The following is a 14825-nucleotide window of genomic DNA, read 5'->3' on the forward strand; positions in this document are numbered from 1 at the left end:
AGAAGCCCATTGATTTTCGAGGACGTAGCCTGCCCAATGGGGGATGTCTTTAATAGTGAATGGGCCTTCGTTGTGCCCATCGCTTGATGATTTCTGGGTCACGGTGGTTGAAAAAGGCACTTTTCCCCAAATCCAACCGGGAAATGGATGTCATATCCGTTTCATTGAGTTCGAAATCCCAAATGTTGAAATTCTCGATAAGCCTTTCCCTGTGCACTGACTTCGGAATCACGGGAATACCTCTTTGTACCAACCATCTCAAGGTGACTTGGGCAACGGATTTTCCATAGGGTTTTCCGATTTCGGAAAGCGTTTCATTGGTGAAAAAATGGTTTCTTCCCTCCGCAAAGGATGCCCACGATTGTACCCGAACTTGTTTATCCTCCAAATAATGCTGTGTTTTGACGCGCTGGTAAAAGGGGTGCACCTCCAATTGATTGACCGTGGGAACGATTTCGTTGTGGGCCAGTAGGTCTATGGCTCTCTCCGGGTAGAAGTTGCTGATGCCGATGGCCCTGATTTTGCCTTCTTTGTGCAAATCTTCCATGGCACGCCAGGAACCGTAATAATCCCCAACGGCCTGATGGATGAGGTAGACGTCCACATATTCCAGTTGTAACTTTTTCAAGGAGTTTGCAAAGGCTTTTTTGGTGTTCTCGTACCCGGTATCACTTACCCATAATTTGGTCGTGATAAAAAGCTCTTCCCGGGGGACACTGCTTTTTCGTATGGCATTTCCAACGGCGACCTCATTGCCATAGGCGGCAGCGGTATCGATCAACCGATATCCAGTTTCGATGGCCGTCAAGACCGTTTGTTCACATTCTCGGGGGTCGTTCATTTGAAATACGCCCAATCCGATTAGGGGCATTTCCACACCATTGTTCAAAACAATGGATCGCTTGTCGGAGCTTGTATTCATCGTGTTTTGCATAGTTGAATCGTATGAAACCGTCATGGCCTTTGTAGGCCATAACGGTGGTTGTGGTTTTACAATGAGGTATCAAGCATCGTACCTGAGCTTGGTCAGCCATTCGGCGGTTTCCGGTTCACGGTGATCGAAAAATACACTCTTGCCCGTATCCAAGGTGGCTATGGCATCCATATCCTCCGCACTTAATTCAAAGTCATGGATATCCGCATTTTCCAACAGTCTCTCCTTGTGGACGGATTTTGGGATCACGGCAATCTCCCGCTGGGTGAGCCAACGCAGAATTACCTGGGCCACGGATTTGTTGTATTGCCTGCCAATGGATGTCAGCAGATCATTGTTGAAGATGCCATTCTTGCCCTCGGCAAAGGAAGCCCAGGATTGGGTCGCGATACCGTTTTGTTTCAAGAGTTCGATTTCCCCGTCCCTTTGATAAAATGGATTGATCTCGATCTGGTTGATGGCAGGGAGGATTTCATTGTGGGCAATAAAGTCCACTACGCGATCGGGGAAAAAATTGCTGATCCCAATGGCCCTGATCTTCCCTTCCTTGTACAAATCTTCCATGGCACGCCAAGACCCGTAGTAATCGCCCATGGCTTGATGGAGCAAATACAGGTCGATATAATCCACTTGTAGCTTTTTCAAGGAGTCCTCAAAGGCTCTTTTGGTATTTTCGTATCCCGTGTCCTGGACCCATAGCTTCGTGGTGATAAAGAGTTCCTCCCTGGGCACATCGCTTTTTCTTATGGCATTTCCAACAGCGGTTTCATTCAAGTACATAGAAGCCGTATCGATCAACCGATAACCGGATGCAATGGCTGTCAACACCGTTTGTTCGCATTCTTCCAGATCGTCGATTTGAAAAACTCCCAAGCCTACCAATGGCATGTACACACCATTGTTTAATTTAATTTTCTGCATGATTCTAATTTTGATTAATATTGAACTGAACGTTTTAAAATATGTTAAAAAAATAAGGGCGGCTATCCTTTGATAACGTTTACCCGTGTTTATTGGTTTTTGGTGGATATGTCCTTAAGTATCCAACGGGTGTCCGATGGTTTGGAAACAAAAAAATCCTTGGTTTGGGAACCGAACTTCCGAACATGTTCCTTATCAGTATTTGCCTCATGGTGGGACCGGGTTTTCCATCCTTCGATCAAGACAAAGACTTTAGCGTCTTCAGCATGTTGGTACAAATTGAATTCCAGGTTCCCCGTTGATTTTCTGGAATTGGCAATCAGTGGGGACATCGTTTGCAGAAAGGATTGTCTTTTTTCCTCCTTTACGGCATATAACGTAATCACATGACGTGACCTTGCCGGTTCGGCTGCTTTAATGGGAAGGGTTGCCGGAAACTCATCCAGTACCAACAGCCTTATGGCTTTGGCATCTCCTTCCAGGGAGCGCTGGATGACGGCTATGGCCTCTTGGAAGTAAGCTTGTTCCTTGTGGAAATTATGGGCTGACTTAGTGTGGAACCGTTCAAACCATATGGGCGCCAGCTTTTCGTTTTCCGGTTGGTACAGGCTGAAGACCATGTTCCCGGATTCCCTTCTGGATAGGGCCACATTGTGTTGTACCGCCTCCAGGAACTCAGGCCACATACTCGCCTTGATATTTCCAAAAAAACCCAGTTCCTGAAAGCTTGCCGATGTTGGCATTTCCCGTTGTTGTGTTTTTTCCGACGTCGTATTTTCTTGATGCTTCCCGCAACCCAATTGTAGGGTGAACAAGGCAAGGCAGTAGATGATAGATGCCATGTTGCGTGCCGTACCCGCTGTATTGTATTGTTTTTTCTTCTTGGCCTTCATTCTTAAATATTAAACTAATCGGTTCAAAATAAATCAAAAAAAATCATTTTATGGAAGCTATGAGAATTTCAGTGGTCTGTTGGGTCAGTTTTTGGTCACCGAACACGATATGTGTATTATAGATGGAAACCAGGCTTGACACCAAAAAATGTGCAAGTAGTCTGGGTTCCTTGTCCGAATTGAGCAATCCCTGTTCCTTGGCTTGTTTCAACAGCTTTTCAAATACACCGACCGCCTTCAAATTCTGTTGCTTCAGGAGCTGGTTCACTTTTGTATCGGACAGGGCCATCTCGAATACGGCATTGGTGAACAGGCAATTCTTGTCCTGAATGGCCGATTTACTTACAGATGTTATGATATTGGCAATGCTTTCCAAAGGATCCTTGCCTTTTTCCGCCGCTTCGTTGTATTGCCTGTCCTTCATGGCTATGTAATTCACCAAGGACTTGACAAACAAATCATGTTTGTTACCATAGGTCATGTAAAGGCTACTCCTGTTGATCTGCATGGCCTCTTCTAGGTTACTCATCGAAGTTGCATTATAGCCCTTGCGCCAAAAGAGGTTTCTGGCCGCCTCCAACTTTTCATCGTAATCAAATTCTTTGTTTCTTGGCATAACTGGGACAAATATAAAATATTAAACCGAACGTTTAAAATAAATTGTAGATTTATGCCAAGTTTAAGATAATATGGGTATGGAAACATCGACAGCTTCGGAGATCATCTTCTTAAAGATACGTTATTGAAGGTCGATGGCCTATTCACAATCCGTAGTTTAGTGGTATGGCAAAAAAGGATGTAAGGGTAAAGGATTTATACGAGTTGTACCAAACCATGGGACTTCCACTGGATCATGTGGACCCCTCATCGGGCTTTACCATTCATTATTTGCAACAGACCTTTAAAAATCTGCCCTATACGTCCATTTCTTTTCGTCCCAATTACTTCAGTTTTCTGTTCATCAAGGATGCATTTGGCAAATATACCATTGATGACAAGAAATTCGAGGTGGCACCCCGGACCGTTTACTTTACCAATCCGGGCAATTATCGGATTTTTGAATGGTACCGTATCACGGACACCTGTCTGATTACCTTTGATGAGTCCTTCCTCAAGGAATATGTGCATGGTAAGGTTTATGATCATTTTTCCTTCCTGCTTACCGAAACCGTTGAGCCCCGCACCTTGTCGATGGAACAGTTCCATCAGATTGAACAACTATACCGGTTGATACATAAAGAACAATTGGGCAACTCGCTTTACCAAAATCGGATCATAGGTAGTTTGATGGTGGCCTTGCTCCTTAAGATCAAGGCTTATTTCTTTCAAGATTACAACCCCATCTATGAGGGGAACCGAAGTTCTGAGATTGTGAAAACGTTCAAAAGGGATTTGGAGCTCCATTTTCGGGATTTGGTCAGTGGCAAAACAGAGCATCCACTTCGGGTGCAGGACTATGCGGAAAAACAGTCGCTGCATGTCAATTACCTATCCAGTGTGATCAGCAACAAGACAGGCAAGCCCATTAGTGCATGGATCTCGGAAAGAACCATGACAGAGGCCAAGGTATTGTTGCAAAATACTGGACTCAGTATCAAGGAGATTTCCAATCGCTTGAGTTTTCTGGAAACTTCACATTTTAGCAATTATTTCAAAAGGCATGCTTCCATAAGCCCGGTTTCCTATAGAAAACAGCAAATTAAATAGGCGGTCTTAGATATTTGTAAGTATTCCTTACATCCTTGTACAGGTGCACCGAGTGATGGCCCCCATCTTTGTAGTGTACGAAATAAAAACCCTTTAACATATGCGTGAATTGCACAATAAAGTAGCCTTGGTCACCGGGTCTTCCAGAGGTATCGGGGCTGAAATCGCAAAGGAATTGGCCAAGGCAGGAGCCAAGGTTGTCGTCAACTATGCAGGAAACATGGAAGCTGCCCAAAAAGTAGTTGAAATCGTCAAGACCCATGGAGGGGATGCCATTGCTATCCAGGCCGATGTGAGCCAAGCGGACCAAGTCAAACAACTGTTCGATACTACCATTGAACATTATGGCAAGATGGACATCCTTGTCAATAATGCCGGTATCATGATCAACAGTTTGATCAAAGATACACCGAGCAAGGATTTTGCACGACAAATGGAAGTGAATATCAATGGGGTGTTCCATACCCTTAGGGAAGCGGCCACCAAATTGGAGGAAAACGGAAGTATCATCAATTTGTCCACCTCGGTCAACCGTCTCATGTTGCCTTCTTACGGACCGTATGCTGCCACAAAATCCGCTGTGGAACAATTGACACGCGTATTTGCCAAAGAAGTCGGAGACCGAGGGATTAATGTAAACTCCATTTCTCCCGGACCTACGGATACAGCGCTGCTCATGAAGGACAAACCTGCGGCCGTTGTGGAACGTTTGACATCGCTTTCCCCGTTCAATAAGATTGGAAAAACTGAGGATATCGCCAATGTGGTCGTTTTTCTGGCAGGTGATGGGGCAAAATGGATATCAGCTCAAAACATAGGTATTAATGGGGCCATGGCCTAAAAAACAGTATATATCATGAAAACACTAATAACTGGATTATCAATGGGGCTATTGGGGGCATTGGCGGTATTTGTAACCTTCTCTCTACAATGGCCAACTTGGGTTTTGTTCATCGCTTGGGTTAGTTACTACCTGTTCGGGATGTCGATCAAGGCCTCATTGCATACTTTGCTCAACATGACCGCAGGGTTTTTATTGGGTATCCTTATGGCGACCCTTACCCATATGTTGGAACAAGGACTTGGACGGTTTGCCATGCCCACGGTGGTATTGGTTTGCATAAGCCTGCTGCCTTATCTGAGCAAGATAAGATATCTTGAAAACATTCCTGCTTGGTTCCTGGGGTTGATCGTTTATTTCGGGGTCCATCCGCCATTGGAGGCACGGCCTGTCTTGAACATTTTTGCTGCCATCATTGCTGGGTTTGTCTTTGCCTTTGTCAATCATCGAGCATCCCTTTTGATTGCTAGATCGGACAACGACCAACTCCATGACTAATTTACGAAACAAGATGGCCTTGATTACGGGTTCTTCCAGAGGTTTGTGCAAGGCCATCGCGGAACGATACGCTGCTTTGGGAGCCGATATCGTCATCCATTATTCCAAGAACGAGATTGCGGCGGAGGCCATGGTGAGCAATATCAAGGCGATGGGGGCCAATGTGATTGCCCTACAGGCAGATATCAGTAAGGAAAGCGAAGTTGAACGTCTTTTTTCAGAAAGCAAAAGGGCCTTTGGTAAAATTGATATTGTGGTGGCCAATGCTGGTCTGGAAATGGAGGAAAGTCCGGATTCCGAATTCTCGGAAGAACAGTTTGACCATTTATTTTCCATCAGTACCACAGGGGCCTACTTTACGATGCAACAGGCGGCTTTACATGTTGAGGACTTGGGCCGCATCATCTATGTCGCCACAGGTCCTACGGCATTCCCGGTAAGTGGAATGAGTGGTTGGACGGGACGGAAAATGACACCCGGATATTTGATGGATGTATTGGTGCCGGAAATGGGCAAGCGGGGAGTGACCGTTAATTCCATCGTGCCCTTTGCCGTCGATGGGGTGGGTGTATTTGCAGATGCCAACAAGCATCCCGAATTGCGCCAATCCTTGATGGAAAGTTGTCCCATGGGACGTTTGGGCGAAGTGGAAGATGTGGCGAACGTAGCTGAATTTTTTGCCGGCAATCTGTCATCTTTCGTCAGTGGGCAGCACCTGATGGTAAATGGTGGGGCCATTCACTGAGTTTTAAGGCAGTGGTCATGCCCTGTCAACCATTTGTACGATAAACTTTTATAACCAGGGTTCTTTCTCAAACCCTAAAAACATTAAAATATGACTCATAAATATAGGCCCGTAAATACTGATCTTGGGCTTCTGATCATTAGATTGACCGCTTGTAGTTCCCTATTTGTGCGGCATGGTATTGAAAAGCTATTTCATTTCGATGATATGCTGGAAATATTTCCCGACCCTTTGTTCATTGGTAAATTACCAAGTTTGATTTTTGCACTGTTCACGGATGGCATATTATCCCTGTTTGTCTTGCTCGGTCTCTTTACCCGAAAGAGCGTCGTTTTGATTGCGCTCAATCTTACCATCGCCTTTTTTGTCTTTCATAACGCTAATTTGGATGGAGGTGAAATCGCCTTTGTATATTTGGGAGTTATGATATTACTCTTTTTATGTGGCCCGGGAAAATACAGTTTGGACTATATGCTGTATAGAAAACAACAGGCAAAATCAAAGGAAGGGACAGAGAATCAACAGTGAACATCCGGTGTTTTTTGCTCGGCAGTATGCATAGATCCGAAGATTGGATCGTAAATTGATACTACCGGAAAAGACAGCATTTTGTCCCCATTCGGTAAAGGTGTTGATTACAGTTTGTAAAATCTTCTCGTTTTCGGTAAGCTGGTATTGTACCGTTATGGGTTGTGTATCCAAAACAGTTCACTTTATCAATTGGTTTGTTCCGAGCTCTTTCAGCTCTTAGCTCAATATTTTATTGGAAAAACAAAGGGACGAGATTATGGCAATTTTCCATTTGCCCAGCAGGACATCCATAGTATCTCGAACGGCCATCATTTCCTTTTTGGGCGCATAAGGTTTCGCTTCTTTTGGTTGCATGGGAAGTTACTTTGTTACCTTTGTGTAACAGTTACTTTTTGTAACAAAGTAACAAAAATATATTGGGCTACTGTACCTTTACACCGAACTAAAAATAATTTCAAGATGAATTTCGAAAATAAAAATGTAGTTATTACCGGTGGAAGCACCGGAATAGGATTTGCGACGGCAAAAGCTTTTATTGCCAATGGAGCAAAGGTGTTTATTACGGGGAGAAGCGTTGAAAACCTGGAAAGGGCCGCTGCCAAAATTAACAATTCAAACCTGAAAACGGTAGTTTCCGATACCTCCAACTTCGCAGGAATAGATGAATTGGTAAAAGCGGTGGCGGATAGTGGGAGTTCGATTGACGTTCTTTTCCTAAATGCGGGAACAGCGGTGTTCGAATCCATTGAAAACGTGACAGAAGCAGATTTTGATGCGCAGTTCAACACCAATGTAAAAGGAAGTTTCTTTACCTTACAAAAGTTGCTCCCTTATGTCAATAATGGAGCCAGTGTCCTGTTTACATCATCAACCGTTGCTACGGCGGCCAATATGGGAGCCATTGTATATTCCGCAACTAAAGGTGCACTGAATAAAATTGCTCAGATTGCTGCAAATGAATTGGTGGAAAGACAAATCCGGGTAAATGTTGTGAGCCCTGGACCGGTCAGAACCGAAGGTTTTGACAAAGCGGTTACCACAGACGAGGCAAAAGATCATTTCGCAGCTTCAACCGCATTGCAAAGGTTGGGTACACCTGATGAAATTGCAAAAACGGTAGTTTTTCTGGCTTCCGATGAAGCAAGTTTTATTACGGGAACAGAATTGTTGGTGGACGGTGGGTATACTACCTATGCCCGTAAATAACGATCACATGGGCACAAGCAACGGATTATATTTCCTTTGCTTGTGCTTTATATATAAAAACCTACCTATAAACTTTATTCCTTTTTTAACACATAGACCATTTTCCCACTCCCCTCCATTTCTCTCCCAAGTTTTCTTTTAGGGTTTGAATTGCCTTTAGTCTTTTGGTCCCAGTGCGGTTTCGGTGAAATCGAAAAGTCAGCATCGGTTTCGTACGATCCTAATTTTGCGGCAACATCCCTGACTAGGGTACCACATCCCTGTTCTTTTGGATTTTGTTGCAACCTTAGGACTAAATTGACGGAATTGATACATAACATGGCAGTCACGATTTGAACACATCATTTGTTGATTTGGCTAAAAACAGCATTTGGAGTTTGGCCAACTTTGTACAAGCAATTATTAATTAAAAAGAAAATGGAAAACGTTAAAGGAAAAGTAATCGCCATTACTGGCGCCAGTAGTGGAATCGGTGAGGCCATGGCGCGACACCTTGCAGCTTTAGGGGCCAAGGTTTCCCTGGGAGCAAGACGAATGGAAAGATTGGAGGATATTGTTGAAGATATTTCCAACAATGGGGGCCAGGCTATCTGTAAAAAATTGGATGTGACCCAACCCGATGAAATGAAGGATTTTGTCGAGTTTACATTGGAAAGGTTTAAGACTTTGGATGTGTTCATCAATAATGCCGGATTGATGCCCCTTTCGATGATCAATGCCTATAAAATTGAAGAATGGCACAGAATGATAGATGTCAATATCAAAGGCGTACTGCATGGTATCGCCGCCGCCCTCCCTTATTTCGAGGAAAAGGACAAGGGCCAGTTCATTAACATCACTTCCGTTGGAGATCGTTGGGTAGGGCCCACCTCTACGGTGTACAGCTCGACAAAATTTGCCGTAAGGGCCATATCCGATGGACTGCGACAAGAGGTCAGTGATAACATAAGGGTGACCATTGTAGCGCCGGGTGCCACGGAATCGGAATTGGCAGAAACCATTTCGGATCCGGAATTAAAAGAGATGGCCATCAACCAATTCAGGACCAATTTATTGCCCGCAGCGGCAATTGCAAGGGCTGTTGCCTATGCCGTTTCCCAGCCCACGGATGTAGATGTGAATGAACTGGTGGTAAGACCTACCGCCCAAAAATCATTTTGATGGACAGTGTAAAGAACAGGGTAATCTTAGTTTTGGTTCTGGCCTTGTTGTCAAGTGCTGCATTTGTAATACAGGCACAACTTGACAAAGGTTCGCAACCTATCGAGGGGCCCAAGGAATTGGTGGCCCAATATTTTGACCGATGGAAGAACCATGGCGAAAGTTTTTTTGATCTTTTGGATGAAGATGCCGTTTGGACCGTGACCGGTAGGTCACCGGTTTCAGGGGTATATCACGGTAAGACCGATTTTTTGGAAAATGCCGTACAACCTATTTTGAAACAGTTGGATACCCCTATACAACCTGAACTGATAAGTCTTACCTCTGATGGCCATTTTGTATGGTTACATTTTAAAGCCGCGGCCAAAGCCATCAATGGGTCTTCCTATGTCAATACTTACGTATGGAAGATGGAGTTCAAAAACGGAAAGATCACAAAAGGGTTCGCCTTTCTGGATACCTATGAATTGACAGTATTGATGAAGGCCAAAAAAACAAGCAAAGCAATGAAAAATACAATGGAGGAAACCCAAGGATATTTGGGCATGTGGGTAACCGAAGATGGATACATTCGGCATGAATTATTGCCCAATAACCGTTATGATGAGGATAGGGGCAAGCGTGAAAGCGCATATCAAGGAAGATATAAGGTCACGGGAAACCATATTGAGTATATAGATGATACCGGCTTTACGGCAGATGGGGATTTCGTTGATGAAAAAACCTTGCACCATGGAGGCTATATCTTCCATAAAAAGTTGGAATGATGGGTACTTCGTGCTCCATGACCCAAAGAGGTTCCGTTCGATACGGAAGCTTTACATGTTGTAAACATTCCTTTGATTTTTACAATGGTAGCACTTGCACTGTCAGGTATCTTCGAACCGAACCGAAAGGGACATTGGATGTATGCCCCAGCGTGGGGGTTCAAAATTGATGAAATGAAAAAAAGTATTTTAATGATCCTGTGCGCTGCCCTTGGTTTTGCGGGAAATGCACAGCAAAAAAATGCAAAAGCAATGAAAATGACACAACATATTGAACGAGCCGCACCGGATGTGCAAAAGGCGATCATGGCGCTGAACAATCAAGATGCAGAGGCTTGGTACGCACTTTTTTCCGATAATGCAACCTTTAGTGACGATGGTCGGGAGCTGGATTTTAAGGATTGGTGCGACAAACAGCTTTTTGGCCAATCGGAATGTGCCGTAATTCGAATCGATAAGGTGGAAAACAATGGCCTGCTCCTGTATTGTCTCTTTTATTCGGACAACTATGGTGAATTCAAGACCTATATGGAGTTTGAGCGAAACGATGATGCCTTCGATAGATTGGAGGTGGGCCAAGTCGAATATTAATGATAACCTTAACAAAGGACCGGAACTCCTTTATTTTCTTTTCAAGGTGTGTAGGTAACTTTAGCTATGTTCTTGGTGTGTATTGGACAAGGTCGACTAGTGCAAAAATAAATTAAATGAAAAATAAAGTATGCCATATTTTACTTATGGCCCTTGTATTAAACGCATGTACAACTATGGAAAATAATAACATCAAGGGAACATGGGAACTGGTTTCTGCCGATCTTGTGCTCGATAAGGATACGGTGCCCTTATTTGGTCAAAACCCCAGTGGATCTTTGATCTTTACAGAAGAGATGCGCTTTAGTGTGGTGCTGAACGATTTGGATGTCCCTAAATTCGGTACTGAGGACCGGAGCAAGGGGACCTGTGAGGAATTGCGGGCAGCTACGGCGGGAACATTGGCGTTGTACGGTACCTATACAGTGGATGCCCATGGTAATTTTGCTTCCCAGCATGTGATAGGCTCATCCTTTCCCAACTGAAATGGATTGGACCGGACCAGCGACGAACTTTCCCTGATCCGGGAAGAAAACCGGCTGGTCGAAAATTTACCACTTGGCAACGGAGCCATGGTTGTCATTGAATGGAGGTTGGTCAATTCTTGAAACGGATTTTGAAATATATTTGGACTTCTGGGGTTGCTTGAATTGAAAGTTGCTCCAGCAGTTCAAACCACATGGAAAGTATGGAGATACCAATGCTCTTGATCGGTAGCACCATCGTTGGACTGCTTGAAAAAATGATAAATTACGAGGCACCTACGGTAGGAAAATGGATATCCAAAGACGGTCTGTGAGGATATAAAGGTAGGGCTGTCTGGTAGTAGGGAGTTGTTCTGATATCAAAGGTTAATTACTATTATGGACAATACATTTCGTATACATTCACTATCGGAGTTTCACTCTTTGTGCAATCTCCCACAACCTGAACATCCGCTTATCAGCCTGATCGATTACAGTCTGGTGGAATACCCCTTTGAAGAAAACCATATCAGTTGGATACAGGACTTTTATTCCATTGGGCTTAAGCGAAATGTGACCGCCAAATTCAATTATGGGCAACAGGTGTATGATTTCAACAAGGGTTTGCTGAGTTTTATTTCACCGCTCCAGTTTCTCAGACTGGAAATTGATCAAGAGGCCAAGGTGCAACCGAGCGGTTGGCTCCTATTGATTCACCCTGACTTTCTATGGAACACCGCTTTGGCCAAAAAAATAAAGTCCTTTGACTTCTTCGGATACGCCGCTAACGAAGCACTTTTCCTATCCGATAAGGAGGAACGGGCCATTGAACACATCCTGCTCAACATAGAGCAGGAATATCAAAATCATATCGATAGGTTCAGTCAGGAACTTATTGTAAACCAAGTGGAAAGATTGCTCATTTATGCAGAGCGCTATTACGAGCGTCAGTTTATAACCAGAAAAAAGTCCAATTTTGAACTTTTGGATAAATTTGAGCAAATCTTACAGCGCTATTTTGACCATGGGAAGGGCCTTGAGGAGGGTATACCCAAAGTAACGGCCATTGCCGAGGAATTGCATATTTCTCCCAATTATTTAGGGACCCTGCTACGAATACATACCCAACAAAATACCCAGGAACACATACAAAATAAAATGATCGGTTATGCCAAGGAACGACTTAGCACGACCCGTATGACCATTGGTGAAGTGGCCTATGAGCTTGGTTTTGAGTATCCCCAGTCCTTCAGTAAACTCTTTAAACAAAAGACCCAACTTTCCCCTTCCGAATTTAGAAAGAACTTTAACTAAAGCAACCATAATTTTTTTGCTTCCATTGGAATTTCCATAAATACACCCCTTTGGTTTGGCACCAATGTTATGGCTACAACTACGATTGATTTGGATAATCGGGGGATGGCCTTATTGGCGAAGTTTGCTGAAACATAAAAAATAAAACCATGAAAATTATCGTGACAGGTTCTTTAGGGAACATCAGTAGACCCCTTACCAAGGAATTGATTGGAAAGGGACACCAGGTAACCGTTGTGAGCAGCAATGCTGGAAGGACGCAAGAAATAGAGGGATTGGGGGCGAAGGCGGCCATCGGACTTCTGGAGGATTTGGAATTTTTGAAACAAACTTTCTCAGGGGCCGACGCGGTATATACCATGGTTCCTCCGGCCAATTATTTCGACCACAGCCTTCACCTGCCGTCCTATTATACCCGATTGGGCAGCAATTATGCCAAAGCGATTGAACAATCAAGTGTTGGGCGTGTGGTCAATCTTAGCAGCATCGGTGCCCATATGGATCAAGGGAACGGTATACTTCTTGGAACACATCTTGTCGAAAATTTGTTGAACGACCTGCCGTCCGAGGTTGTTATTTCACACATCCGTCCTACGGAATTTTATTATAACTTGTTGCCACAGGTACACCGTATAAAAAACAGTGGATTCATGGCGTCCAACATTGATGGCGAAGTGGTGAATGCATGGGTGTCGCCCTTGGACATAGCCACTGTGGTTGGCGAGGAAATCACCTCGGTTACCATGGAAAGAAAAGTACGCTACGTAGCCAGTGAAGAAATCACCTACGACGAATTGGTCCGTATTTTGGGCAAGGCTATTGGACAACCAAGCTTGGGTTGGGTGACCCTTATGGATGAACAAATGATTGAAGGATTGGTGGCAATTGGGATGAATCCCACCATAGCCGAGGAGATGACCGAAATGTATGCGGCGATCAACAGTGGATTGCTTTACGAACACTATAGATTGAACAGGCCCAGTACAATGGGGCAGGTCAAGGTAAGGGATTTTGCGGAGGACTTTGCCGCCGCCTACAATCGTTTATAACGGGTTTTACCCAGTAAAAAATGTAAAGATATGGCCCCCCGTAGGTTTAAGACAATCAGTGAGTACCACCAATTCAGGCGGTTGCCCAAGCCAGAGCATCCCCTGATCAGTGTGGTGAATTTTGAATCGTTTACCCAACTGGGGGACGATGAACCCAAAAGTATCGTGCAGGATTTTTATGTGGTTGCATTAAAAAAGAATGTGAACTGCACGATGTACTATGGTCAAGGGGAGTATGACTTCAATGAAGGGGCCATGTTCTTTATGTCACCGGGACAGGTGTTTTCCATTGAGGCCAAGGATACGTTGACACATTCGGGATGGCTGCTTTTGATCCATCCCGATTTTTTATGGAACACCAGCTTGGTCAAAACCATAAAGCAGTACGAATATTTTGGATATTCGGTAAATGAGGCCTTGTTTTTGTCGGAAAAAGAGGAGATGACAATCACATCGGTTCTCAAAAATATTGCTGAAGAATACCATTCTAACATTGACAAATACAGTCAAAACATCATTATATCCCAAATAGAGACGCTGCTCAACTATGCGGAACGTTTCTATCAACGTCAGTTCATCACAAGACAGAAGTCCAATGCGTTGATATTACATCGTATGGAGGAATTACTGGATGGACATTTTGATAACAGCTCTTTGGTGGATAAGGGCTTGCCAACTGTTAAAATGTTGGCGGAAAGCCTTCATTTATCCCCCAACTATTTGAATGCCGTGCTAAAGACCTTAACCGGGCAAAGTACACAACAGCATATCCATGAAAAATTGATAGCAAGGGCCAAAGAACGATTGTCGACCACAAGCCTTTCCGTTAGTGAGATAGCTTTTGAACTGGGCTATGAACACCCCCAGAGTTTCAATAAATTATTTAAGACCAAAACCAAGCAAAGTCCTTTGGAGTTTAGGGCAAGTTTCAATTAAAAAGGATGTTATGGACAATGTGTGCCATTTCTATTGAATCCAATAGAGATGGCACGCTTTTTTTGAAATTGCCCACGGCACAAATGAAAGACTTACCCGTGAAGCGGCCGGAAGGGTCATTGTTTGGCCTACGGTAAGATAAAGGCGTTACTGGGCAACTATGTTGATGTTCAGCCAGAATAGTTCATTAAAGAAAACAAACAATTGCTTGTCATGGGATAATCCCGTTTTTGGCTAACACAACCGTAGAAATGGCTAATACCAAGG

The 14825-nt window shown here is 44.0% G+C and carries 18 protein-coding genes; 13 read left to right on the forward strand and 5 right to left on the reverse strand.

All coding sequences use genetic code 11. The features are described 5' to 3' along the window. Positions 1-49: 49 nt before the first annotated feature. The 4 genes from GVT53_RS02205 to GVT53_RS02220 form a co-directional block, all read right to left on the reverse strand. Positions 50-922, reverse strand: coding sequence for an aldo/keto reductase (locus tag GVT53_RS02205; RefSeq protein WP_166247215.1), 873 nt, complete (start codon positions 920-922; stop codon positions 50-52). Between the two features lie 81 nt (positions 923-1003). Then, positions 1004-1855 carry an aldo/keto reductase gene (locus GVT53_RS02210; protein ID WP_166247216.1) on the reverse strand — a complete coding sequence of 284 codons (852 nt, stop codon included), beginning with the start codon at positions 1853-1855 and terminating at the stop codon, positions 1004-1006. 89 nt (positions 1856-1944) lie between these two features. Further along, a complete protein-coding gene (locus GVT53_RS02215) occupies positions 1945-2748 on the reverse strand; it encodes a putative quinol monooxygenase (RefSeq protein WP_166247217.1) in 804 nt (267 codons plus the stop codon). Between the two features lie 43 nt (positions 2749-2791). After that, positions 2792-3364 carry a TetR/AcrR family transcriptional regulator gene (locus GVT53_RS02220; RefSeq protein WP_166247218.1) on the reverse strand — a complete coding sequence of 191 codons (573 nt, stop codon included), beginning with the start codon at positions 3362-3364 and terminating at the stop codon, positions 2792-2794. A gap of 167 nt (positions 3365-3531) precedes the next feature. On the opposite strand from GVT53_RS02220, the gene GVT53_RS02225 reads away from it, so the two are divergent. The 5 genes from GVT53_RS02225 (at position 3532) to GVT53_RS02245 (ending at position 7067) form a co-directional block, all read left to right on the forward strand. Beyond that, positions 3532-4455, forward strand: coding sequence for a helix-turn-helix domain-containing protein (locus GVT53_RS02225; protein WP_166247219.1), 924 nt, complete (start codon positions 3532-3534; stop codon positions 4453-4455). A gap of 100 nt (positions 4456-4555) precedes the next feature. After that, positions 4556-5296: an SDR family oxidoreductase gene (locus tag GVT53_RS02230; RefSeq protein WP_166247220.1), complete on the forward strand. Its 741-nt coding sequence runs from the start codon at positions 4556-4558 to the stop codon at positions 5294-5296. A 15-nt stretch (positions 5297-5311) separates the two neighbouring features. Beyond that, the gene (locus tag GVT53_RS02235; protein ID WP_166247221.1) at positions 5312-5794 is read left to right on the forward strand and encodes a DUF1097 domain-containing protein; all 483 of its coding nucleotides are present in this window, start codon (positions 5312-5314) and stop codon (positions 5792-5794) included. Then, positions 5787-6539, forward strand: coding sequence for an SDR family oxidoreductase (locus GVT53_RS02240; RefSeq protein WP_166247222.1), 753 nt, complete (start codon positions 5787-5789; stop codon positions 6537-6539). The genes GVT53_RS02235 and GVT53_RS02240 overlap by 8 nt, the downstream gene beginning before the upstream one ends. Positions 6540-6629: 90 nt before the next feature. Further along, entirely contained in the window at positions 6630-7067 is a 438-nt protein-coding gene (locus GVT53_RS02245; RefSeq protein ID WP_166247223.1) for a DoxX family protein, read from the forward strand. A gap of 219 nt (positions 7068-7286) precedes the next feature. Here the strand turns inward: GVT53_RS02245 and GVT53_RS21185 are convergent, their stop codons facing one another. After that, positions 7287-7424, reverse strand: a complete 138-nt coding sequence (locus GVT53_RS21185; RefSeq protein ID WP_309474634.1) for a hypothetical protein — start codon at positions 7422-7424, stop codon at positions 7287-7289. Positions 7425-7529: 105 nt separating this feature from the next. On the opposite strand from GVT53_RS21185, the gene GVT53_RS02255 reads away from it, so the two are divergent. The 8 genes from GVT53_RS02255 to GVT53_RS02295 all read left to right on the forward strand — a co-directional run bounded on the left by GVT53_RS02255 (position 7530) and on the right by GVT53_RS02295 (position 14558). Then, positions 7530-8276, forward strand: a complete 747-nt coding sequence (locus GVT53_RS02255; protein WP_166247224.1) for an SDR family oxidoreductase — start codon at positions 7530-7532, stop codon at positions 8274-8276. Between the two features lie 417 nt (positions 8277-8693). Then, entirely contained in the window at positions 8694-9437 is a 744-nt protein-coding gene (locus GVT53_RS02260; RefSeq protein ID WP_166247225.1) for an SDR family oxidoreductase, read from the forward strand. Next, the gene (locus GVT53_RS20920) at positions 9437-10204 is read left to right on the forward strand and encodes an Atu4866 domain-containing protein (RefSeq protein ID WP_205791853.1); all 768 of its coding nucleotides are present in this window, start codon (positions 9437-9439) and stop codon (positions 10202-10204) included. Before GVT53_RS02260 ends, GVT53_RS20920 begins: the two co-directional genes overlap by 1 nt. Positions 10205-10378: 174 nt before the next feature. Continuing rightward, positions 10379-10795 (forward strand): hypothetical protein, encoded by a 417-nt coding sequence (locus GVT53_RS02270; RefSeq protein WP_166247226.1) that lies wholly within the window; start codon positions 10379-10381, stop codon positions 10793-10795. Between the two features lie 176 nt (positions 10796-10971). Then, positions 10972-11280, forward strand: coding sequence for a lipocalin-like domain-containing protein (locus tag GVT53_RS02275; protein WP_166247227.1), 309 nt, complete (start codon positions 10972-10974; stop codon positions 11278-11280). A 378-nt stretch (positions 11281-11658) separates the two neighbouring features. After that, positions 11659-12573, forward strand: coding sequence for a helix-turn-helix domain-containing protein (locus GVT53_RS02285; RefSeq protein ID WP_166247228.1), 915 nt, complete (start codon positions 11659-11661; stop codon positions 12571-12573). Between the two features lie 149 nt (positions 12574-12722). Continuing rightward, positions 12723-13622, forward strand: coding sequence for an NAD(P)H-binding protein (locus GVT53_RS02290; RefSeq protein ID WP_166247229.1), 900 nt, complete (start codon positions 12723-12725; stop codon positions 13620-13622). Positions 13623-13652: 30 nt separating this feature from the next. After that, on the forward strand, positions 13653-14558 hold the full coding sequence (locus tag GVT53_RS02295) for a helix-turn-helix domain-containing protein (protein ID WP_166247230.1): 906 nt from the start codon (positions 13653-13655) through the stop codon (positions 14556-14558). The last annotated feature ends 267 nt before the right edge of the window (positions 14559-14825 follow it).

Origin of the sequence: Flagellimonas oceani, from assembly GCF_011068285.1 — a bacterium.
GTDB lineage: Bacteria > Bacteroidota > Bacteroidia > Flavobacteriales > Flavobacteriaceae > Flagellimonas > Flagellimonas oceani.

What these genes read in the sequence shown, in the direction of transcription:
- GVT53_RS02205 (WP_166247215.1), bottom strand. Translation starts at nt 922, where the DNA reads ATGAATACAAGCTCCGACAAGCGATCCATTGTTTTGAACAATGGTGTG.
- GVT53_RS02210 (WP_166247216.1), bottom strand. Translation starts at nt 1,855, where the DNA reads ATGCAGAAAATTAAATTAAACAATGGTGTGTACATGCCATTGGTAGGC.
- GVT53_RS02215 (WP_166247217.1), bottom strand. Translation starts at nt 2,748, where the DNA reads ATGAAGGCCAAGAAGAAAAAACAATACAATACAGCGGGTACGGCACGC.
- GVT53_RS02220 (WP_166247218.1), bottom strand. Translation starts at nt 3,364, where the DNA reads ATGCCAAGAAACAAAGAATTTGATTACGATGAAAAGTTGGAGGCGGCC.
- GVT53_RS02225 (WP_166247219.1), top strand. Translation starts at nt 3,532, where the DNA reads ATGGCAAAAAAGGATGTAAGGGTAAAGGATTTATACGAGTTGTACCAA.
- GVT53_RS02230 (WP_166247220.1), top strand. Translation starts at nt 4,556, where the DNA reads ATGCGTGAATTGCACAATAAAGTAGCCTTGGTCACCGGGTCTTCCAGA.
- GVT53_RS02235 (WP_166247221.1), top strand. Translation starts at nt 5,312, where the DNA reads ATGAAAACACTAATAACTGGATTATCAATGGGGCTATTGGGGGCATTG.
- GVT53_RS02240 (WP_166247222.1), top strand. Translation starts at nt 5,787, where the DNA reads ATGACTAATTTACGAAACAAGATGGCCTTGATTACGGGTTCTTCCAGA.
- GVT53_RS02245 (WP_166247223.1), top strand. Translation starts at nt 6,630, where the DNA reads ATGACTCATAAATATAGGCCCGTAAATACTGATCTTGGGCTTCTGATC.
- GVT53_RS21185 (WP_309474634.1), bottom strand. Translation starts at nt 7,424, where the DNA reads ATGCAACCAAAAGAAGCGAAACCTTATGCGCCCAAAAAGGAAATGATG.
- GVT53_RS02255 (WP_166247224.1), top strand. Translation starts at nt 7,530, where the DNA reads ATGAATTTCGAAAATAAAAATGTAGTTATTACCGGTGGAAGCACCGGA.
- GVT53_RS02260 (WP_166247225.1), top strand. Translation starts at nt 8,694, where the DNA reads ATGGAAAACGTTAAAGGAAAAGTAATCGCCATTACTGGCGCCAGTAGT.
- GVT53_RS20920 (WP_205791853.1), top strand. Translation starts at nt 9,437, where the DNA reads ATGGACAGTGTAAAGAACAGGGTAATCTTAGTTTTGGTTCTGGCCTTG.
- GVT53_RS02270 (WP_166247226.1), top strand. Translation starts at nt 10,379, where the DNA reads ATGAAAAAAAGTATTTTAATGATCCTGTGCGCTGCCCTTGGTTTTGCG.
- GVT53_RS02275 (WP_166247227.1), top strand. Translation starts at nt 10,972, where the DNA reads ATGGAAAATAATAACATCAAGGGAACATGGGAACTGGTTTCTGCCGAT.
- GVT53_RS02285 (WP_166247228.1), top strand. Translation starts at nt 11,659, where the DNA reads ATGGACAATACATTTCGTATACATTCACTATCGGAGTTTCACTCTTTG.
- GVT53_RS02290 (WP_166247229.1), top strand. Translation starts at nt 12,723, where the DNA reads ATGAAAATTATCGTGACAGGTTCTTTAGGGAACATCAGTAGACCCCTT.
- GVT53_RS02295 (WP_166247230.1), top strand. Translation starts at nt 13,653, where the DNA reads ATGGCCCCCCGTAGGTTTAAGACAATCAGTGAGTACCACCAATTCAGG.